The organism is Specibacter sp. NPDC057265 (assembly GCF_042668835.1).
Classification (GTDB): Bacteria; Actinomycetota; Actinomycetes; order Actinomycetales; family Micrococcaceae; genus Specibacter.
Map to the genome: position 1 here is coordinate 43,929 of NZ_JBHUYE010000009.1, position 21,131 is coordinate 65,059.

A 21,131-nucleotide genomic window follows, 5' to 3' on the forward strand; every position below is an offset into this window, starting at 1 on the left:
GGCGGCGGGCCATAATCTGCACATGTGAGCCAACTATCATCGCTGCCGGCAGAGTTCCAGGCCGCCTTGGCGTCCATGCGCTCCGCCAGAACCCGCAGCGAACTGTCATTGGCCGAGGTGCCCGCGCCGGCACGGCTGGCACCCTACGGCGTGGCCCTGGGGGCGGAAATCGTCATGGCCGGTGAAGAGCTGGCCACGGGCAGGTTCATTCTCCTGCATGACCCCCAGGGATCCCAGTTGTGGGGCGGCACCTTTCGGGTGGTGACCTATGTGCGGGCCCAGCTTGAGCCGGACCTTGGCAACGATTCCCTGCTGGGCAATGTCGCCTGGGCCTGGCTGATGGAATCACTGGATGGGCACCGGGTCCGTTACAGCAATGCGGGGGGCACCGCCACGCGCATCCTTTCCGAATCCCATGGCGCCCTCGCCGCCCGGCCCGATGCCATTGATCTGGAGCTGCGCGCCTCCTGGACGCCTGTGGGCGACTCCTTTGCCCCGCACCTGGAGGCGTGGAGCCATGTGGTCTGCACTTTTGCAGGGCTGCCGCCGGTACCTGAAGGCGTGACCTTTCTGCCGCGCCGGGCCCCGCGCCAGGACCACTGAGCGGCGCCACAATGGTCAGCCGGAGGCGCCAAGGGCGCGTTCGGTAGAATGGGACCATCATGACCATTCCGGAAGCAAGCGCCCACCACCGCGCCAAGACCACATTAACCACCCAGCACACCCGCCCCGGGCGCAGCACCAAAACCGTCCCGGCCCAGGCCCTGACGGAGGGCGTGGCAGCCGGCACGGCAGCGGCGCCGGGCCCGTCCGCCACGGTGGTGGTGGACGGGCGCACCGTGGAACTTGCGGATCTGCCGGACCTGGTTGAGCTGGACACCCCCCGGGACGGCATCCCCTCCGTCGTTGACACCGCGCCGGCCCTGCGGCGCTGCGCCGCCGCCCTGGCCGCAGGAACCGGTCCGGCGGCCGTGGACACCGAACGCGCCTCCGGCTTCCGGTACGGACAACGCGCCATGCTGGTGCAAATCCGCCGCGAAGGGGCCGGCACCTGGCTGATCGACCCCGAAGCGTTCCCCAATCTGGACATCATCAATGATGCACTGCGTGGGGTGGAATGGATCCTGCACGCCGCCAGCCAAGACCTGCCGTGCCTGGCCGGGGTGGGCATGTGGCCGGACAGGCTCTTTGACACGGAACTGGCCGCCCGCCTGGCGGGCCTGCCCCGCGTGGGCCTGGGCGCGGTGGTCGAATCCCTCCTGGGCTTCCACCTCGCTAAGGAACATTCGGCGGCCGACTGGTCCACCCGCCCGCTGCCTGAGCCCTGGCTGCGCTACGCGGCCCTGGACGTCGAGGTGCTGGTGGACCTGCAGGAGGAACTGGTGGCCCTGCTCGAACGCGACGGCAAACTGGACTATGCCGCGCAGGAGTTCCAGCACCTGCTGGACACAGGCGTCCCGGCTCCCCGGCAGGACCCCTGGCGGCGCACCTCCGGCTCGCACACCATCCGCAGCCGGACCCAGATGGCCGCCGTCCGGGAGCTGTGGGAGACCCGGGAACGGCTGGCGCAGTCGCGGGACATCGCGCCGGGGCGGCTCATCCCCGATTCCGCCATCATTGCCGCCGCCAAGGGCATGCCCACCACGGTTCCGGCGCTGCTGGCCCTGGCCGGTTTTCACGGACGGGCCGCCAAGCGGGATGCGCCGCGCTGGCTGCACGCCCTGCGCAGCGCCAAGGACAGCACTGAACTGCCGCCGCTGCAAGTGGCTGGCAATGCCCCGCCGCCGCCGCGCACCTGGTCCGAACGCGATCCGCAGGCCGCTGCCCGGCTGGCCGCCGCACGGGCCGGCCTGGGCCAGCTCTCCGAGGAACTGGCCATTCCCGCGGAAAACCTTTTGACGCCGGACTTTTTGCGGCGTATCAGTTGGCGTCCGCCGGAGGAAATCACCCGCGGCAGCGTGGGGGCGCTGCTGGCCGAACTGGGGGCCAGACCCTGGCAGATTGAGCTCACGGGCACTTTGCTGGCGCAGGCCTTGGCCCATCCGGAAGCTTTCAAGCCCGCAATCGAGGCCGCAGGCTAAAAGCTCCCGCACGGCACCCGACCCAACTTGCCGCAAATGCTACTGGTCAGTAACATGATTTGTGACACAGTCGCCCCGGTCCTGCGGACTGCACGGCGGCAAACTGTTTGCACTCAAGGAGCAAGTGATGGTCCAAAACCGGCAGGTCAGAGACGTGGTCTTTGTTGATGGTGTCCGCACCCCCTTCGGAAAGGCGGGCGAGAAGGGCATCTACGCGGACACCCGCGCCGATGACCTGGTGGTTAAATGCATCCGGGAACTGATGCGCCGCAACCCGTCGCTGCCCCCGGAACGGGTGGATGAGGTCTCCATTGCCGCCACCACCCAGACCGGTGACCAGGGCCTGACCATTGGGCGCACGGCCGCCCTGCTGGCAGGACTGCCGCAGTCGGTCCCGGGCTTCGCCATTGACCGCATGTGCGCCGGTGCCATGACAGCCGTCACCACCACCGCCTCCGGCATTGGCTTCGGCGCCTATGACGTGGTGATTGCCGGCGGTGTGGAGCACATGGGCCACCACCCCATGGGGGAAGGCGCCGACCCCAATCCGCGGTTCATGTCCGAACGCCTGGTGGATCCGGCGGCCCTGAACATGGGCAACACCGCCGAGAACCTCCATGACAGGTTCCCGGCCATCACCAAGGAGCGCTGCGACGCATACGCCGTCGCCAGTCAAAGCAAGCTCGCGGCCGCCTATGAAAAGCAGCAGATCCAAGCCGACCTGGTGCCGGTCGCCACCCGCAAGTCCGGTCAGGGGTGGACGCTGAACACGGTGGATGAGCCGCCGCGCCCCGGCACCACCGTGGCGGACCTGGCCACCCTGCGGACCCCTTTCCGGGCGCACGGACGGGTCAGCGCGGGCAATGCCGCGGGCTTGAACGACGGTGCCACGGCAGCGCTGCTGGCGTCCGCGGAAACCGCTGCGGAGCTGGGCCTGCCCGTGAAGATGCGCCTGCTCAGCTACGCCTTTGCCGGCGTGGCACCGGAGGTCATGGGCATTGGACCGGTGCCCGCCACCGAAAAGGCCCTGCGCCTGGCCGGCCTGGACATCACCGACATTGGCCTGTTTGAAATCAACGAAGCCTTTGCCGTGCAGGTGCTGAGCTTCCTTGACCACTTTGGCATTGCCGACGACGACGCCCGGGTCAACCGCTACGGCGGCGCCATTGCCGTGGGCCACCCGCTGGCCTCCTCCGGGGTGCGGCTGATGAACCAGCTGGCCCGCCAGTTCGAGGAGGACCCCTCAGTGCGCTATGGCATGACCACCATGTGCATTGGCCTGGGCATGGGGGCAACCGTCATTTGGGAGAACCCGCATTGGGCCGCTTCGGGCACCGCAGCCGCCACAGCCACCACCGACCCCGAAGGGAGCGCAGCATGAGCGCCCAGGACTTTTCTTCGCTGACCCGCCTGTTCCCCGATGAAGTGCTCAGCCACTCCCTCGTTGCAGACATTGCCCTGCCCGGTGTTGACGGTGCAGCCAGTGCCGGCACCTTTGCCCTGATCACCCTGGATAACGGCCTGGACCACCGCCGGCCCACCACGCTGGGCCCCAACACTTTGGTGGAGCTGGGCGAGGTGCTGCAAAGCCAGCGTGAACGGGCCGCCCGCGGTGAAATTGTGGGTGTGGGCGTCACAGGGAAACCGCACTTTTTGGCGGCGGGCGCCGATTTGTCGGCCGTCAAGGGCCTCAAGGACCATGCAACCGGGCTGTTGATGGCGCAACTGGGCCATTACGTGTATTCCATGCTGCACGACGCCGGGGTGCCCAGCTTTGTCTTCATCAATGGCGTGGCGCTGGGCGGCGGGCTGGAAATCGCCCTGAACGCCAACTACCGCACCGTCTCCACGGGAGCGGGTGCGCTGGGCCTGCCCGAGGCATCCCTGGGCCTGGTTCCCGGCTGGGGCGGGGCGTACCTGCTCCCGCGCCTCATCGGCCCGGCGAACGCGGTGAAGATCATGGTCGACAACGCCTTGAACAACAACCGCACCATTGGCGGCGCGGAGGCATTCAGGCTCGGCATTGCCGACGCCCTCTTTGAACCCGCCGACTTCCTGGAGCAGTCACTGCTCTGGGCCGCCCGGGTCATTGCCGGCACGGAGCACGTGGCCCGGCCCCACGCGGTGGCCGAGCCCTTGAGCGAGGCCGACAGTGCCGCGTGGGATGCCGCCGTCGAACGCGCAAAGGCTGTGGTCGAGGCAAAGACCGGCAATGCCGCACCGGCGCCGGGCAAGCTGGTGGAACTGTTGGAACACGGCAGGAACTTCACCCGGGAGCAGGCCTTTGCCGCCGAGGATGCGGCGCTGGCCGAGCTCATGATGACGCCGCAGTTCAAGGACACCGTCTACGCCTTCCTGGATCTGGTGCAAAAACGGGCCAAGAAACCGGCAGGGGCGCCCGATCCGCGTTTGGCCCGGCCCGTCACGAAGGTGGGCGTGGTGGGCGCGGGCCTCATGGCCGGGCAGTTCGCGCTGCTCTTTGCCCGCCAGCTGAAAGTGCCGGTGGTGATGACGGACATTGACCAGGAACGGGTGGAGCGCGGCGTGGCGCAGGTGCATGCCGAGGTGGACAAGCTGGTGGCCAAGGGCCGCCTGGGAGCCGACGCCGGCAACCGCACCAAGGCGCTCGTGACGGGATCGGTGACCAAGGACGTGTTTGCGGACGCTGATTTTGTCATTGAGGCGGTCTTTGAGGAGCTGGCGGTTAAAAAGCAGGTCTTTGCCGAGGTGGAGGCCATTGTCACGCCCACGTGCATCTTGGCCACCAACACCTCATCGCTGTCAGTCACCGCCATGGCGGCGGACCTGGCGCATCCGGAGCGGCTGGTGGGCTTCCACTTTTTCAATCCGGTGGCCCTGATGCCGCTGGTAGAGATTGTGCGCGTCACCCAGACCGACGACGCCACCCTCGCCACGGCCTTCGCCACCGCCAAGGCCCTGCGCAAAAATGCGGTGCTGGTCAAGGACGCCCCGGCGTTTGTGGTCAACCGGGTGCTTCTGCGGCTCATGACCGAGGTCTCCAAGGCCTTTGACGAGGGCACGGACGCGCACACCGCCGACAACGCCCTGCGGCTCATGGGCCTGCCCATGACTCCCTTCACGCTGCTGGCCATGGTGGGCATCCCGGTGGCCCAGCACGTCACCGAATCCCTGCACACGGCCTTTGGCGGCCGCTTCCATGTCTCGGCCAATCAGCAGGCCTTGATCGATGGTGGAAAGAAGGGCCTGTGGGAGCAGGATGGGGATGGCGGCAGGCACATCCCGGCGGAAACCTTGGCGCTGCTGAGCTTTGACACCAACCCCGTCACGGGCGCGGAACTGCTGCAACGCACCCAGGATGCCCTGGCCCAGGAAATTGGGCTCATGCTGGACGAAGGCGTGGTGGCCGGACCGGAGGACATTGACCTGTGCATGATCCTCGGCGCGGGCTGGCCGCTGCACCTGGGCGGCATCACCCCCTATCTGGATCGGGTGGGCGCCTCGCAGCGCGTCAACGGCAGGCCTTTCCACGCGTAGCCGGCTAAGTCCAAAGTGTGCGGCGATGGTGTGCCGAGAGGCTTGGGGGTCTTGGGCTTTCATCCAGCGAATTCTGGGACAATGGGATTATGACTGCTGAGACCTCTGTGACCCGCCGTTCAACTTTGCGCGCCACCACGGCTGCCGCCGGTGCCGCCTGTGCCTTGGCCCTGGCGGGCTGCGCTCCTGCCGGGAATACGGGCGGCGGTGCGGGGCAGACACCTGCCGAGATCCCCAGCGGCGGCACGCCCTATCAAGTGGGGAAAATTTCGGAACTGCCAGTGGGGTCAACGGCTGCCGGAACGGCCAACGGCGTGGAGGTCATGCTGTTTCGCCCCGATGAGGGCACCGTGTTGGCCTACACCGACATTTGCACCCACGCAGGCTGCAAGGTGGCACCTGCGGGTGCTGACTTCAAATGCCCCTGCCACGGCACCGTGTTCAAGGGCAGTGACGGGACCGTGTTCAGCGGTCCCGCCAAGACCGCCCTGCCACGTTACGCTGCGGCCATTGACGGAGAGTGGATCACGGTCTCCGTGTAGCGCACCGGCAAGCTAAAACAGGGCCGCCTTGGGCACAGGCGGAAAGATGATATCCAGCGCCGCCAGGTCCTCCGCCGTGGGCTGCCATGATGCTGCCCGAGCATTCTGCCGCACCTGTTCGGGCTTGGTGGCGCCGGCAATGACGCTGGAGACGGCCGGCTGGGCGGCCAACCAGCTGAAAGCCACTTGGACCTCTGTCAAACCACGCTCCGCAGCAAAATGACCGAAGGCCCGCAGCTGCTCCCTGTCAGCATTGGCGACCATGTGCTGGCGGGTGTAGCTCAGCCGGCTGCCCTCGGGGGCTTGGCCGGCACTGTATTTGCCCGTGAGCATCCCGTTGGCCAACGGAAAGTAGGGAATGACGCCCAGCCCAAAGGCCTCGGCGGCAGGCGTGACTTCCAGCTCCGCACGGCGGTCGAGCAGATTGTAGTGGTTTTGGCTGGCCACAAAACGCTGCCCGCCGGACATCCGGGCCAGATATTCGGCCTGCGCAATTTGCCATCCCGCCAAATTGGAATGGCCCAGGTACAGCACCTTGCCGGCCGTGACCAGATCATCCAGGGCCGCGAGGGTCTCCTCCATGGGCGTACCCGGATCCGGAGAATGGAAGTAATACAAATCAATGTAGTCGGTGTTGAGCCGGCGCAGCGAAGCGTCCACAGCCTGCATGATGTATTTCCGGGAACCGCGGCGGCCCCAGTCAACCCCGTTGGCCTCCCCCGCGGGCAGGCCGAATTTGGTGGCCAGCACCACACGCCGGCGTTCGCTGCCAAGCGCGTGGGACAACATGGACTCGCTTTGGCCGGGCCGGCTGCCATACATGTCCGCCACGTCAAAGAGGGTGACCCCCTCCTCCAAGGCCGCGTGGACGACGGCGTCGGCCCCCTCCTGCGTCTGCGTCAATGAACCCGTCCGGCCCAGGTTGTTGCAGCCCAGGCCCACGGCGGAGACGGTCAGCCCCGAGCGGCCGAGTTGGCGGTATTCCATCTGATGGTCAGTCATTGTCCACCCTTTCGTGTGGGGGCCGCAGGCGCGGCTCGGCTTAGAGACTGAAGGCCGTGGAGCCAGTGGCGCTGTGCTTGGCCCGCAGGGCATCGGGCTCGTCAATGGGTCCGGCGGCAATGGTGAGCTTGGTGAAGTCCAACTTCTCTTCCCGCACGCACACCTTGATGTTCGCCACGGCCCGTGCAGGATCGGGCGCCACAATGTAAATGTTCAGCCGGCCCAGGCCATGCGGGGCGGCGGTGAACTCCACCTTTTCCAAAACACCGCTGCCTCGCCAGGCCAGATGCGGAGTCAGACTGTCCTTGACACGCTTGGCCAAGTGCTGGTCGCGCTCGCTCACCCGATCGCTTTTCAGTGCAAACTGGGCCACCACCAGGAACTGCTCGCTGCGTTCCAGCACGGCATAGCCATCCTCGGCGCACTGGAGCGCGAAGGCGGCCAGCATGGCCTCAGCTTCCTCCAGCGTGCCCACCACTGCATCCTTGGAGGTGCTGATGTGGCCCACGGTGCCGTGGTTGAGCACGAAATAGATTTCAGGTGCTTGGGCTCCGTCGGCGTCACCGCTGCCCCCGGCGTCTATCCATGCCTCCCGGAACACCAGGGTGCCATCCTCGGTGCGTTTGTACATGCGGACAATGTTCGCATCCAGGCCAGGCATGATGGTTTCGTGAAGCACTTCGGCTCCGGGCTGCTTGCTCATAGTGATTGCTGGGTCCTTCCAAGGGTGAACCAGGCCGCATCGCGGCCGTCGAATGGTGCGTGACGCTCGGTCACGGCGTGGGTCAGGGCCAGGGCTGCGGCCTCCATGTGGGCGCACAACTGGGGCGGATAGGACATGGTGGCGGCGTGGTCGGCGAATTCTTCACGGTCATCGACGTAGATGCCCGCCGACTTGCTCCGGATGACATCCAAATCCATGTCAATCAGGTGCAGTTCCAGCACCCCGGGCCGGATGCGCCGCCACCCCAGATCGGTGGCCAGGTCAATGTAGAGTTCGACGCCCTGCGGGTGCGCATCGTCGTAAAAGGTGGCCACCCAGGGTCCGGCGTGCGGAACCAGCAGCACGGCGTCGCTGGCGGTGTACAGCGCGGCGCCGGGACGGGAAATGAACTCCCCCGTGCCTTGGAAGATCCAGTGGCCATGTTCATCGGAGCCCAGATACGTCCCCGGCACCACCCAGTGGGCACCGCCGTCGTACTTGCGGTTGCGCGACACCACCAAATCCCCCGCGGCGGGGACAACGGTGGCGGGCAGGCCGAACGGGAAGGAACTCACAGACGCGGCAGCTGCCCGGTCCGCGGCGCATCCTGCCCGGGAAGGGGCCGGGCGAAAGGAACCCTGGTGCCCAGAACCTGTTCGACGATGTCCTGTGCCACCCGCTGCGCCGTCAGGCCCACGCGCTCCAGGACCTGGCTGCGGCTGCCATGGTCCAGGAACGCCACGGGCAGGCCCACCTCGTTCAGGGCCGTGTCAATGCCCGCTGCGCGCAGCTCCTGGCGGATCCGCGAACCCACGCCGCCGGCGCGCACCCCATCCTCGACCACAATGACAATGCGGTGTTGGGCAGCCAGGCGAAGAATGGAGCGCGGCACCGGCAGCACCCAGCGCGGATCCACCACGGTGGAGGTGATGCCCTGGGCGCCGACGCGTTTGGCCACATCCAGGCACAGCTCGCTCATGGCGCCAACGCTGACAATGAGCACGTCCGCCACTGAATCGCCGCCGGCTTCAGAGGGGTCCTGATCCGAGCGGGCCAGCACGTCCACGCCGTCGTCCAGGCGCTCCAGCGCCGCCACTTCGGGGCCCACCTGGCCCTTGGAGTAGCGGACCACGCTGGGCGCGTTGGAAATGGCGACCGCTTCGCGCAGCTCCTCCCGGAGCCGTTCGGCGTCGCGGGGGGCTGCCAGGTGCAGGCCCGGAATGATCTGGAGCATGGACATGTCCCACATGCCGTGGTGGCTGGGGCCGTCGGGCCCCGTGACGCCGGCACGGTCCAGGACCACCGTCACACCCGCCTTGTGCAGGGCAACGTCCATGAGCAGCTGGTCAAAGGCGCGGTTGAGGAAGGTGGCATAAATGGCGACCACGGGGTGGAGCCCGCCAAACGCCAGGCCCGCGGACATGGTGAGCGCGTGCTGCTCGGCAATGCCCACGTCAATGACGCGGTCCGGGAATTCGGCGGCGAACTCGGCCAGGCCCACGGGAATGAGCATGGCGCCGGTGACGGCCACAATGTCCTGACGCTCTTGGGCGATCTTGGCAATTTCTTCGCCAAACACGCCCGTCCAGGACTTGCCCGAGGACGACTCCACGGACGCGCCGGTGGTGGGGTTGATGACACCCACGGCATGGAACTGGTCATTGACGTCCGCACGGGCCGGAGCGTAGCCGCGGCCCTTGTCGGTGAAGGCATGCACAATGACCGGGCCCCCATAGTTTTTAGCCAGTTGCAGGGCCGCTTCCATGGCTTTTTGGTCGTGGCCATCCACGGGGCCCACATACTTCATGCCCAGATCGTCAAACAAGCCCTGCGGAGCCCACCAGTCCTTGACGCCCTTTTTGGCGGCGTGGAGGCTCTTGTAGACAAATTGTCCGGCAACGTTGCCGTCCTGCAGGCGCTTCTTGCCCCACGTCATGGACGCCTCATATTTTTTATGCGTGCGCACGTGATCGATGGCGGGGCGCAGGGACGCCAGGTAATCCGCGAAACCACCCACGGTGGGGGCGTACGAGCGGCCATTGTCATTGACCACAATGACCACCTTGCGGTTTTTGTCTCCGGCAATGTTGTTGATTGCCTCCCAGGTCATTCCACCCGTCAGGGCGCCATCGCCAATGACTGCCACCACGTAGCGGTCAGTCTCGCCCTTGATCTGGTGCGCGCGGGCAATGCCATCGGCCCAGGACAGGGAGGATGAGGCGTGTGAACTTTCCACAATGTCGTGCTCGGACTCACCCCTGTCGGGATAGCCGGAAAGTCCGCCCTGTTTGCGCAGCGTGGAGAAGTCCTGGCGGCCGGTGACGAGCTTGTGCACATAGGACTGGTGACCGGTGTCAAAGACCACGCTGTCCCGCGGGGAATCAAAAATCCGGTGAATGGCAAGCGTCAGCTCCACCACGCCCAGGTTGGGTCCCAGGTGTCCGCCCGTCTGGGAGACGTTCTTGATCAGGAACTGCCGGATTTCCCCGGCAAGCGTCTCCATCTGGACGTCGCTGAGCCTGCTCAGATCACGCGGGTGCGTGATGGATTCTAAAAGTCCCATTGGTTCCCTCCCCAGGTCCACAGTCAACTACTAACAATATCCTGCCCTGTGCCGGCCTGCGCGCCCTGTCCCGGCGCGCGGGCCGATTTACCCTGCCAATGCCGGGAAAAATTTCCTGCTTTTCCTGCCGGGGCCACCCCGCGGCCCTGCGGTGGTGCCCGAGGGCACACTTAAAAGCCCTCAGGCGGGCATTCGGGAAAAACCGAATACCCGCCTGAGGGGGGTCCAGCCCGGGGGCCGGAAACTAGCTTGCTGCGGTGATCTGGCGCAGCACGTACTGCAGGATTCCACCATTGCGGTAGTAGTCGGCTTCGCCGGGGGTGTCGATGCGAAGCACGGCATCGAAGCCCACGGTGGCGCCGCCCTCGGCCACGGCCGTGACCTTCAACGTCTTCGGAGTGGTGCCGTTGTTCAACTCGGTCACACCTTCAACGGAGAACGTTTCCGTGCCGTCCAGTCCCAGTGACTCGGCGTTCTGGCCGGCCGGGTACTGCAACGGCAGCACGCCCATGCCAATGAGGTTGGAGCGGTGGATGCGCTCGTAGCTTTCAGCGATGACTGCCTTCACACCCAGCAGTGCGGTGCCCTTGGCTGCCCAGTCGCGTGAGGAACCGGATCCGTATTCCTTGCCGGCCAGCACAACCAGCGGAATGCCGGCTTCCTGGTAGTTCACGGAGGCGTCGTAGACGTAGGCCTGCGGGCCGCCGTCCTGGGTGAAGTCGCGGGTGAAGCCACCTTCAACATTGTCCAGGATCTGGTTGCGGATGCGGATGTTCGCGAAGGTTCCACGAATCATGACCTCGTGGTTGCCACGGCGTGAACCATAGGAGTTGAAATCCTTGCGCTCCACGCCGTTGGCCAGCAGGTACTGCCCGGCCGGTGTCTCGGACTTGAAGGAACCGGCAGGGCTGATGTGGTCGGTCGTGACGGAATCGCCCAGCTTGAGCAGCACCCGTGCACCGCTGATGTCCTCAACCGGGTCCGCTTGAGCCTTCATGCCCTCAAAGTACGGGGGCTTGCGGACATAGGTGGACTTGGGATCCCACTCGAAGACGTTGCCTTCGGGTGTTTCCAAGGCCTTCCAGCGCTCATCGCCATCAAAGATGGTGGCGTAGGAGTTGGTGAACATCTCCCGGTCGATCGAGGCGTCCATGACTTCCTGGACCTCAACCGGGTTGGGCCAAATGTCCTTCAGGAAGATGTCATTGCCCTCGGCGTCCTGGCCCAGGGCGTCGGCGGCAAAGTCGAAGTCCATGGTGCCGGCCAGGGCGTAGGCGATGACCAGTGGCGGGGAGGCCAGGTAGTTCATCTTCACGTCCGGGTTGATGCGGCCTTCGAAGTTGCGGTTGCCGGAGAGCACTGCGGTGACCGAAAGGTCGTTTTCGGCAATGGCAGCCGAAACTTCCGTGTCGAGCGGACCGGAGTTGCCAATGCAGGTGGCGCAGCCGTAGCCCACGGTGTAGAAGCCAAGCTTCTCCAGGTACGGAACCAGGCCGGACTTTTCGTAGTAGTCGGTGACCACCTTGGAACCGGGAGCGACGCTGGTCTTGACCCAGGGCTTGGAGACCAGGCCCTTGTTGACGGCGTTGCGGGCCAAAACGGCCGCGGCGAGCATCACCGAGGGGTTGGAGGTGTTGGTGCAGGAGGTGATGGAGGCGATGGAGACCGCGCCATGGTCCAGCTCAAAGTCAACGCCGGATTCGTTCTTGACGTGAATGGGGTTGCTTTGACGTCCACCGGCGCCATTGGCAGCGGAGACGGTGGTGCGGGGAGCATCTTCCTGCACCGTGTCGGGCTGCGTGAAGGAGGGCGAATCCGAGGCCGGGAAGGACTCCTCAAGGGATTCGTCCACGGTGCCGGCTTCGGCGTGGGCGTGGGCTGCAACGTAGTTGTTCAAATCCGAGCGGAACTGCGCCTTGGCGTTGGTGAGCTCAATGCGGTCCTGCGGGCGCTTGGGGCCGGAGATGGACGGGACCACGGTGGAAAGATCCAGTTCAAGGTACTCGGAGAACTTGATTTCCACTGACGGGTCGTGCCAGAGGCCCTGCTCCTTGGCGTAGCTCTCCACCAGGGCCAGCTGCTCCTCGGAACGGCCGGTGAGGCGCAGGTAGTCGATCGTGACGTCGTCGATCGGGAACATGGCTGCAGTGGAACCGAATTCCGGGCTCATGTTGCCGATCGTGGCGCGGTTGGCCAAGGGCACAGCCGCGACGCCTTCACCGTAGAATTCCACGAACTTGCCCACCACGCCGTGCTTGCGCAGCTGTTCGGTGATGGTCAACACCACGTCGGTGGCGGTGGCGCCTGCCGGGATTTCACCGGTGAGCTTGAAGCCCACGACGCGCGGGATCAACATGGACACGGGCTGGCCCAGCATGGCGGCCTCGGCCTCGATGCCGCCCACGCCCCAGCCCAGCACACCCAGGCCGTTGACCATGGTGGTGTGCGAGTCGGTGCCCACCAGGGTGTCAGGGTAGGCGCGCAAAACGCCGTCGACCTCGCGGGTCATCACGGTCCGGGCCAGGTACTCAATGTTGACCTGGTGGACAATGCCCATGCCCGGGGGGACCACCTTGAAGTCCTCAAAGGCCGTCTGGCCCCAACGCAGGAACTGGTACCGCTCACCGTTGCGCTGGTATTCAATTTCCATGTTGCGCTCCACGGCACCGGAGTTGCCGAAGACGTCAATCTGCACCGAGTGGTCAATGACCATTTCGGCAGGAGCCAGCGGGTTGACCCGGGTGGGGTCCCCTCCGAGGTCCTTCACAGCCTCGCGCATGGTGGCCAGGTCAACGATGCAGGGAACTCCCGTGAAGTCCTGCATGATGACCCGTGCCGGGGTGAATTGAATTTCAGTATCGGGTTGCGCACTGGGATCCCACGCCGCCAACGCACGGACGTGGTCGGCTGTAATGTTCGCACCGTCTTCAGTGCGAAGCAGGTTCTCCAGCAATACTTTGAGGCTGAACGGAAGGCTCTTGGCGCCCTCCACCGAGTTCAGTCGGAAAATCTCGTAGTCGGTTCCGGCGACATTCAATACGCCCTTGGAACCAAAACTGTCCACATTAGTCATCGATGGACTCCTCTCGCCACTGCTTTTATCTTTGTCTCGCTGGGGACCAGGTGCCAGTTAGGCACCCCTTACCGACGTTCGGAGACGGCTCCGCGCCGTTTCAGAAAGCGGTACAGCAGCTCGATCGCCGCACATCCTGCAGCTGTTACCGCAATCGTAGCCGCTAACAACGCGCCACTGGGAATATCCAGGGCAAAGAAGGTGCGCGCAAAGGGTACAACCATCACCAGCACCAGTCCAGCAACCATGGCCGCCACCAGCAGGGCCCGCCACTTGTCAAAGGGACGGGCCAGGGTGCCCAACACCCAGAGCGCCACCAGCAACACCGTCATGGTGGCAGCCGTTTGTCCCTGCGCCACCATGTCCTCCGCCGAGGCATTGGCGTTGGGGAAGGCTCTGGAGAAGGCGTAGACCGCCAGAATGCAGGCGGCCACAATGGTGCCCGAGGGGATGGCGAACATGAGGGTTCGACGCAGGAAACCTGGTTGGTAGCGGCGGGCGTTGGGCAGCAGGGCCAGGAAGAACGCCGGAATGCCAATGGTCATGGAGCTGACGATCGAGAGCTGCCGCGGCAGGAACGGGTAACGCCACATGAGCACGCCAATGACCAGGGAAATGATGATGGCGTAGGTGGTCTTGGTCAGGAACAGGTTCGCCACCCGCTCCACGTTGGCAATGACGCGCCGGCCCTCCGCCACCACCGAGGGCAAATGGGAGAACTGTCCATCGAGCAGCACCAGGCGGGAGACGGCCTTGGTGGCTGCCGCGCCGCTGCCCATGGCAATGCCAATGTCGGCGTGTTTGAGCGCCAGGGCGTCATTGACGCCGTCGCCCGTCATGGCCACCACGTGGTTCCGTGACTGCAGTGCCAGGACAATGGATTTCTTTTGCTCCGGTGAGACCCGGCCCAGCACGCTTTCGCGCTCCAAAACGTCCGCCATGGCTGTCATGTCCCCGGGCAGATTGCGCGCGTCATAGCCCTCGCCGTCAAAGACAAAACCAACATCGCGGGCCACCGCAGCCACCGTGCGTGGATTGTCGCCGGAAATGATCTTCAACTCCACGCCCTGCTCGCGGAAGTACTGCAGCGTCTGGGCCGCATCGGGGCGGACCTTTTCCCGGAACACCAGCAGGGCCACGCCCTGCAGCCCGGCAGGGGCGGCCTCCACCTCCGGCGGCTGGCCGGGCACCACGGGGCGGAGCTCCCGGTGCGCCAACACCAGCGCCCGCAGGCCGCTGCGGGCGGCAGCCTCGGCAGCTGCCAGGACCCCGTCCTGGTGGGCTGGGATGATCACCTCCGGGGCGCCCAGCACCCAGTCCCCGGCGGCGGGGCCGCCGGGGACGTCCTGTGCAGTAGGGGCCGGACCAAAGGTGGCGGAGCTGAATTTGCGTGCACTGGTGAAGTCCACCTGCTGCAGCGGTTCCCGGGCAGGCGCAGTGGCATAGGTGGCGGCAAGCGCCGCAGCCGTGGCGTTGGCATTGGGATGGCCCGCCATCCAGGCCAGCACCTGCTCCCAGCCGTCCACGGCCCGCAGCACGGTGGTGCCGGCCAGTTCCATCCGGCCCTCGGTCAGTGTGCCGGTCTTGTCCAGGCACACCATGTCCACCCGGGCCAGGCCCTCCACGGCGGGCAGCTCCTGGACCAGAACCTTGCGCCGGGCCAGCGTGACCGCCGCCATGCCAAAGGAGATGCTGGTGAGCAGAACCAGCCCTTCCGGAATCATGGCCACAATGCTGGCCACCGCACTGACCACGGCAATGCGCCAGTTCCCGGAGGCAAGGGCGGCGCTCCAGCCGCCCTGGGCAATCATCTGGCCATTGACCACCAGCGCCATGATGGGGATCAGCGCCCAGGCAATGTAAAAAATGATGCGGTTGATGGAGTTGCGGATTTCAGAGTTGACCAGCGAGAAGCGCCGGGCCTCGGCCGTCAAGGCGGAGGCGTACGATTCAGCACCCACCCGGTGCACCCGGGCGGTGCCGTGGCCGGCCACCACGGCCGAACCGGACAGGGCCAGCTCACCACTGGCCTTGGGGACGGCGTCGGACTCCCCCGTCAGCAGCGACTCGTCAATTTCCAGGGACTCGGCAAAGACCACCACGGCGTCCGCGGGAACCTGTTCCCCGGTGCGCAGCAGCAGCAGGTCATCCTGCACCACCTCACCGACGGCAATGTCGTGCTCGTCCCCGCCCCGGCGCACGCGGGACCGGGGCGCATGCAGCACGGCCAGCTTGTCCAGGGTGCGTTTGGCACGGTACTCCTGCACCACGCCAATGGCCGCATTGGCCACCACAATGAAACCAAAAAGGGCATCCCGAGGGTCCCCCACAATCAACACAATGGCCAGGCACGCCCCCAGCACCGTGTTGAAGAGGGTAAAAACGTTGGCCCGCACAATGGCCCAAATGCTGCGGCTGCTCTCATGGGAGATGACATTGCTGAGCTCGGCGAGTTGCCGTTCGCGGACCTGGGCGGCGTCCAGGCCGTCGCGCTCAAGCGTGGACGCGTCCACGGGAGCCAGCCTGCCCCGCGCCTGCGCCATGGCGGCGCGGCGATGGGCGTCACGCCGCTCAGCCAGAACCGTCCCGCGGGGCTTGTTCCGGGTCAGGTCGCGCCGCGGTGGACGGGCCTTGGCAGGCGATGGCTCCAACGGCTTCTAGCCCTTGAGCCCGTTGGGCACCAGCAAGGCCACGGTCTCCACGTGGTGCGTGTGCGGGTACAGGTCAAATCCGCGCAGCCCGGCAATGTGCCAGCCCGCATTGCTGAAGTACTTCACGTCCCGGGCGAAGGCCGCCGGGTCGCAGGCGACGTAGGCAACCGCCTGGGGGTTGCCGGCAATGATGGCCCGGACCACGTCCTTCCCCGCACCTGCCCGGGGCGGGTCCAGCACCACTGCATCAAAGCTCGGCCGCGGGGCCGCTGCACTGCGGCGGGCCCGGGGACCATGCGACTTCACGCCGAGCACCGCTTCCACGCGGCCCTGCGCTATGGTCACCTGGCTGGCTGCATGCAGGTTCTTGCGGGCGTCACGGCTGGCATTGGGCGAACCCTCCACCGACAACACGCTGCCGTCGGGGCCCACGGCGTCGGCCAGTGCGGCGGTGAAGAGGCCGGCGCCGGCATACAAATCCGCCACCTCCGCGCCGTCGTCCACGTAGCCTCCGGCCAGCAAAAAGCCGAGGGCGGCATCGGTCAACACCTTGGGGGCGTTGCGGTGGATTTGCCAGAAACCGTCCCCGCTGACCCGGAATTCGTGGTCGTCGGTGCTTTCCCGGACCCAACCACGGCCGGTGATGACGTCCACGGCATGGTTTTCCGGGTTCCAACGGCCCACCGACGGCGGAGTGTCCAGGGCAGCCAAGGCGCGGGCCACCCGCTTGATGGCGGCGCCGGCAGCTTTTTCAGATGCCTGCCCCTGCGGCGCCAGGAGCACCAGGACACCGCTGCCGTTGGCCGGCGCAGCCACTTCCACCCGTTCAATGCCTGTGAAGTCCAGCTCCCACAGGGCCAGTTCGTTGATGGCGGGAACGGCCAGGGGCATGTCCTTGATGGGCACGATGGTGTTGGAGCGGTGGGCGTGCATGCCGAGCCTGCCCGCGGACGTCACGGCAAAGCCCACCCGGGTCCGCCAGCGAAGGCCTGCACGCTGTTCAGGTGTTCCGTGGGCGTCCACGTCCTCCACACCGCGGGCAAACAAGGCAGTGACCTCTTCATCGCCCAGTCCGCCCAGGCGCACCAGCTGCTCACGGACCACGGCAGTTTTAAGCTCCAGCTGGGCGTGGCGGGCAATATGGCCAAATTCGGCCCCGCCCACGGGGGCAACGTTGCGGGCGCCGGCGCGCAGGGCATCAGCTTCGGGCCAGAAGTGCTCCACACGGTCCGGGGAGGCAACGAGGACATTGGTGACGTCCGCCCGCCAGAACTTCGCGTCGCCGCCCTGCTCGGTGAGGACAATTTCCACAGTTTCCCCGGGCAGGGCGTGACGGACGAAGATCACACGGCCCTCATGCCGGGCAACACAATGGCCGCCGTGGGCCACCGGCCCGACGGTTACTGTGAGTCGGGGGCTGGGCTGGTGCATGGGGTCCATGATGTTTTCAATCCGTCTTCTAGTCTTGATATTTCTTTGCGTCAGTGGATGATTTTAGTTGCCACGGCACGCTGGCCACCACCACGCCGGGTTCAAAATGCAGCCGCGTCTTAATGCGCAGAGCCGTCTGGTTGTGCACCAGCTGCTCCCACCATTTACCCACCACGTATTCCGGGATGTAGACCACAATGAGGTCCCGCGGGGCATCGCGGCGCATGGTTTTAATGTGGTTGATCAGCGGTGTCAGCGTTTCCCGGTAGGGGCTGGCCAACACTGTCAACGGTACCGGGATGGACAGCCGTGCCCAATCGGCAATGGTTGCCTCCGTTTCGGCAGCGTCCAAATCCACAATGACGGCCTCCAGGGTGGAGGGCCTGGAGGCACGGGCGAAGGCCAGGGCCCGCATGACCGGCTTGCGGACGTGGGAGACCAGGATCACTGCATGGATGCGGGCCGGCAGGGCCGTGAGGGATGAATCCGTATCCACCGCCAGTTCCTGGGCCACGTTGTCATAGTGCGAGCGGATGCCCCACATGATGGCAAACAGGCCGGCCATGGCCAGCAGCGCAATCCAGGCGCCCTGTTCAAATTTGTGGCCAGCACTATGAGCAGCACCAGCAGCGTCATGCACAGGCCAATGAGGTTGATGACGCGCGAACGCCGCATCTTGAAACGCCGGGCCTTGTCCTTCACCTTCAGCAGTTCCCGGCTCCAGTGCCGCACCATGCCCCACTGGCTGGCGGTGAAGGAAATGAACACCCCCACGATGTACAGCTGGATCAGCCGGGTGACCTCGGCATCAAAGGCAATGATGAGCACCAGGGCCCCGGCGGCCAACAGGATCACGCCGTTGCTGAACGCCAGCCTGTCCCCGCGGGTCCGCAGCTGCCGCGGCAGGTATCCGTCCTTGGCCAGGATGGATGCCAACACGGGGAAGCCGTTGAAGGCGGTGTTGGCGGCAAAGACCAAGATGGCGCCGGTGGCGGCGACCAGGATGAAGAACGCCAGGGAGCCGGCCCCAAAGACCGTGGCCGCCAGCTGGCTCACTGCCGGGTTTTGGATGTAGCCCACGGGCGGGGCCACGCCGTCGACAAGAAATTCCGTGTGCGGATCGGCAACAATGTGCACCCCTGTGGCGTTGGCCAAAAACAGGATCGTGGCCATCATGCCGGCCGCAATGACGCCCAGCAGCAGCAAGGTGGTCGCAGCGTTCCTGCTTTGCGGCTTGCGGAAATTGGGCACGCCATTGCTGATGGCCTCCACCCCCGTCAAGGCCGCAGCACCGGAGGAAAATGCGCGCAGCAGCAGGAAAGCCCCTGCCAGCCCCACCAGTCCCTGATCAAAGGCGGCGGCGGGAACTATCTCAAAATCCGCCGACGGCGCCCGGCCCAGGGTGCCGGTGACCGCCTGGATCAGACCCACGGCACCCATGGCAAAGATGGCAAACATGAAGATGTAGCTGGGGATGGCAAAGAGGCTGCCGGCCTCACGCACCCCGCGCAAATTGACCAGCGTCAACAGCACCACGCCCACCACGGCGATGAGCCCCTGGTGGCCATGCCAGCCGGGTACTGCCGTGGCCACATAGTTGGCGGCGGAGGACATGGACACCGCCACCGTGAGCACATAGTCCACCAGGAGCGCGGACGCCACTGTGAGCCCGGCGCCCTTGCCCAGGTTGACGGTGGCAATTTCATAGTCCCCGCCTCCGGATGGGTAGGCGTGCACGTTCTGGCGGTAGGAGGCCACCACTGTCAGGAGCACCACCATGACGGCCAGCCCCACCCAGGGCGAAAGCGAGACGGCAGCGACGCCCGCCAGGGCCAGCGTCAGCAGGATTTCATCGGGCGCATAGGCCACTGAGGAGAGGGCGTCGGAGGCAAAGACCGGCAACGCCACGCGCTTGGGCAGCAGCGTGTGGGACAGCTTTTCGTTACGGAAGGGGCGCCCCACCAGGACCCGCTTGAACGCGTTGAAGAAATTCAGCACGCGGGTAACGCTAGCACCACCACTGCCGGCGGTCCTGCAGATGGCGCCGGTACATGGCACACTAAACACGGGCCCCGGAGGTGCGCAGCCGGTGGCCCGCAGCAGCAGGACCCCGACGCCGCTTGACCGGGGGCGCCGGTGCGACGTGAAATAAGAACCCCACCGCATGCCGGGTGCATGCATTTGAGCAAATGCTGCCAGCGGTGCAGCGACCGCAGGAGCTAGGAGTATCAGTGGCGCATTTCGTCATCATGGGTTGTGGCCGGGTAGGCGCCACCTTGGCCCACACCCTGGAGGACTCGGGCCATTCAGTCGCCATCATTGACCAGGACGAGCGCGCCTTCCGGCGCCTGCGCACCGGCTTTGGCGGGCGCCGGATCACCGGCGTGGGTTTTGACCAGGACACGCTGAGGCAGGCCGACATAGAGCAGGCCTATGCCTTTGCGGCGGTTTCCAGCGGTGACAACTCCAACATCCTGGCCACGCGGGTGGCCCGGGAAACCTTTCATGTGGAGCACGTGGTGGCCCGCATCTACGATCCGGGGCGGGCGGAGATCTATCAGCGCCTGGGCATCCCCACGGTGGCGGCGGTGCGGTGGAGCGCGGACCAGGTGCTGCGCCGCATTTTGCCTGAATCCGCCATCAAGGGCGACTTCAGGGAGCCTTCCGGCCGGTTGATCCTGACCGAGCTTTCCCTCCATCCGGGCTGGATCGGCAGGCACATTTTGGACATTGAGCATGCAGCCCGGGTCCGGGTGGCGTACCTGACCCGTTTTGGGGAGGGCATGCTGCCAGGTCCCAGCACCAGCTACCAGCAGGGCGATACCGTGCATGCCATGATTGTGGGATCCCAGTCCAGTGAAGTGGCCGGGATCCTATCCGTACCGCCCACCAAGGAGTTTTAAATGCTGGTTGTCATTGTGGGTGCCGGCAGCGTGGGCTGCTCCATTGCCAAGGAACTGCTCTCCAACGGGCATGAGACCCTGCTCATTGATCCCAAGCCGGAGGTCATTGGCAAAAGCGGTCTGCGCGGTGCGCGCTGGCTGGTCGGTGACGCCTGCGAAATCAGCACCCTGCGCGAAGCCAAGCTGGAGGAGGCCGATGTGGTGGTCTCGGCCACCGGCGATGACAAGGTGAACCTGGTGGTGTCCCTGCTGGCCAAGTCCGAGTTCGGGGTGGGCCGCACCGTGGGCCGGGTCAACAATCCGCGCAACGACTGGATGTTTGACGACTCCTGGGGCGTGGACGTTGCCGTCAACACCCCCCGGCTCATGACGGCACTGGTGGAGGAGGCGGTGGAGATTGGGGACCTGGTGCGTTTGTTGACCCTGCAGACAGGCGTTGCCTCGCTGGTGGAGTTCACAGTCCCGGCCGAGTCCCACATCATTGGCCGCACCGTGGGGGTCATTGACTGGCCCCAGGATGCGACGCTCGTGGCCATTTTGCGTGACGAAGCGCCCATCACCCCCAGCAACGACGACGTGGTGGAGGCAGGCGATGAGCTGTTCTTCGTGACCACCATTGCGGCCGAAGGCGAACTGCGGCTGCTGTTGTCCTCCCGCTGACCGCAG

The 21,131-nt window shown here is 65.6% G+C and carries 14 protein-coding genes and 1 pseudogene; 7 read left to right on the top strand and 8 right to left on the bottom strand.

The annotated features are described in order from the left end of the window. The first annotated feature begins 24 nt into the window (after nt 1-24). The 5 genes from ACFUCV_RS08620 to ACFUCV_RS08640 all read left to right on the top strand — a co-directional run bounded on the left by ACFUCV_RS08620 (nt 25) and on the right by ACFUCV_RS08640 (nt 6,139). A complete protein-coding gene (locus tag ACFUCV_RS08620) occupies nt 25-603 on the top strand; it encodes a DUF3000 domain-containing protein (RefSeq protein WP_380814601.1) in 579 nt (192 codons plus the stop codon). A gap of 161 nt (nt 604-764) precedes the next feature. Next, nucleotides 765-2,081, top strand: coding sequence for an HRDC domain-containing protein (locus tag ACFUCV_RS08625; RefSeq protein WP_380814731.1), 1,317 nt, complete (start codon nt 765-767; stop codon nt 2,079-2,081). Nucleotides 2,082-2,208: 127 nt separating this feature from the next. Further along, a complete protein-coding gene (locus ACFUCV_RS08630; protein WP_380814603.1) occupies nt 2,209-3,462 on the top strand; it encodes a thiolase family protein in 1,254 nt (417 codons plus the stop codon). After that, nucleotides 3,459-5,597: a 3-hydroxyacyl-CoA dehydrogenase NAD-binding domain-containing protein gene (locus ACFUCV_RS08635; RefSeq protein WP_380814605.1), complete on the top strand. Its 2,139-nt coding sequence runs from the start codon at nt 3,459-3,461 to the stop codon at nt 5,595-5,597. Before ACFUCV_RS08630 ends, ACFUCV_RS08635 begins: the two co-directional genes overlap by 4 nt. An 89-nt stretch (nt 5,598-5,686) precedes the next feature. Continuing rightward, on the top strand, nt 5,687-6,139 hold the full coding sequence (locus tag ACFUCV_RS08640; RefSeq protein ID WP_380814607.1) for a ubiquinol-cytochrome c reductase iron-sulfur subunit: 453 nt from the start codon (nt 5,687-5,689) through the stop codon (nt 6,137-6,139). Between the two features lie 12 nt (nt 6,140-6,151). Here the strand turns inward: ACFUCV_RS08640 and ACFUCV_RS08645 are convergent, their stop codons facing one another. From ACFUCV_RS08645 to ACFUCV_RS08680, 8 genes and pseudogenes are all read right to left on the bottom strand, one after another. Beyond that, entirely contained in the window at nt 6,152-7,126 is a 975-nt protein-coding gene (locus tag ACFUCV_RS08645; RefSeq protein ID WP_380814733.1) for an aldo/keto reductase, read from the bottom strand. A gap of 55 nt (nt 7,127-7,181) precedes the next feature. After that, nucleotides 7,182-7,844 carry a hypothetical protein gene (locus tag ACFUCV_RS08650; protein ID WP_380814609.1) on the bottom strand — a complete coding sequence of 221 codons (663 nt, stop codon included), beginning with the start codon at nt 7,842-7,844 and terminating at the stop codon, nt 7,182-7,184. Continuing rightward, nucleotides 7,841-8,419: a DUF402 domain-containing protein gene (locus ACFUCV_RS08655; RefSeq protein ID WP_380814610.1), complete on the bottom strand. Its 579-nt coding sequence runs from the start codon at nt 8,417-8,419 to the stop codon at nt 7,841-7,843. The genes ACFUCV_RS08650 and ACFUCV_RS08655 overlap by 4 nt, the downstream gene beginning before the upstream one ends. Then, complete coding sequence (gene dxs / locus ACFUCV_RS08660) at nt 8,416-10,407, bottom strand: 1-deoxy-D-xylulose-5-phosphate synthase (protein ID WP_380814612.1); 1,992 nt, start codon at nt 10,405-10,407, stop codon at nt 8,416-8,418. Before dxs ends, ACFUCV_RS08655 begins: the two co-directional genes overlap by 4 nt. Nucleotides 10,408-10,651: 244 nt before the next feature. Beyond that, nucleotides 10,652-13,480 carry an aconitate hydratase gene (locus ACFUCV_RS08665; protein ID WP_380814613.1) on the bottom strand — a complete coding sequence of 943 codons (2,829 nt, stop codon included), beginning with the start codon at nt 13,478-13,480 and terminating at the stop codon, nt 10,652-10,654. Nucleotides 13,481-13,548: 68 nt separating this feature from the next. Beyond that, entirely contained in the window at nt 13,549-16,131 is a 2,583-nt protein-coding gene (locus ACFUCV_RS08670; protein WP_380814614.1) for an HAD-IC family P-type ATPase, read from the bottom strand. Between the two features lie 6 nt (nt 16,132-16,137). Continuing rightward, nucleotides 16,138-17,562 carry a class I SAM-dependent RNA methyltransferase gene (locus tag ACFUCV_RS08675; protein WP_380814616.1) on the bottom strand — a complete coding sequence of 475 codons (1,425 nt, stop codon included), beginning with the start codon at nt 17,560-17,562 and terminating at the stop codon, nt 16,138-16,140. Between the two features lie 28 nt (nt 17,563-17,590). Next, nucleotides 17,591-19,560: pseudogene (locus ACFUCV_RS08680) on the bottom strand (APC family permease). Between the two features lie 233 nt (nt 19,561-19,793). Between ACFUCV_RS08680 and ACFUCV_RS08685 the strand changes: the two are divergent. Both ACFUCV_RS08685 and ACFUCV_RS08690 read left to right on the top strand, forming a co-directional pair. Continuing rightward, nucleotides 19,794-20,465, top strand: a complete 672-nt coding sequence (locus tag ACFUCV_RS08685; protein ID WP_380814618.1) for a potassium channel family protein — start codon at nt 19,794-19,796, stop codon at nt 20,463-20,465. Further along, complete coding sequence (locus ACFUCV_RS08690) at nt 20,466-21,125, top strand: potassium channel family protein (protein ID WP_380814620.1); 660 nt, start codon at nt 20,466-20,468, stop codon at nt 21,123-21,125. It abuts the gene before it with no gap. Nucleotides 21,126-21,131 lie beyond the last annotated feature (6 nt).

Coding starts and splice junctions, on each gene's coding strand:
- ACFUCV_RS08630 (WP_380814603.1), top strand. CDS start 2,209: ATGGTCCAAAACCGGCAGGTCAGAGACGTGGTCTTTGTTGATGGTGTC.
- ACFUCV_RS08635 (WP_380814605.1), top strand. CDS start 3,459: ATGAGCGCCCAGGACTTTTCTTCGCTGACCCGCCTGTTCCCCGATGAA.
- ACFUCV_RS08640 (WP_380814607.1), top strand. CDS start 5,687: ATGACTGCTGAGACCTCTGTGACCCGCCGTTCAACTTTGCGCGCCACC.
- ACFUCV_RS08645 (WP_380814733.1), bottom strand. CDS start 7,126: ATGGAATACCGCCAACTCGGCCGCTCGGGGCTGACCGTCTCCGCCGTG.
- ACFUCV_RS08650 (WP_380814609.1), bottom strand. CDS start 7,844: ATGAGCAAGCAGCCCGGAGCCGAAGTGCTTCACGAAACCATCATGCCT.
- dxs (WP_380814612.1), bottom strand. CDS start 10,407: ATGGGACTTTTAGAATCCATCACGCACCCGCGTGATCTGAGCAGGCTC.
- ACFUCV_RS08665 (WP_380814613.1), bottom strand. CDS start 13,480: ATGACTAATGTGGACAGTTTTGGTTCCAAGGGCGTATTGAATGTCGCC.
- ACFUCV_RS08675 (WP_380814616.1), bottom strand. CDS start 17,562: ATGCACCAGCCCAGCCCCCGACTCACAGTAACCGTCGGGCCGGTGGCC.
- ACFUCV_RS08690 (WP_380814620.1), top strand. CDS start 20,466: ATGCTGGTTGTCATTGTGGGTGCCGGCAGCGTGGGCTGCTCCATTGCC.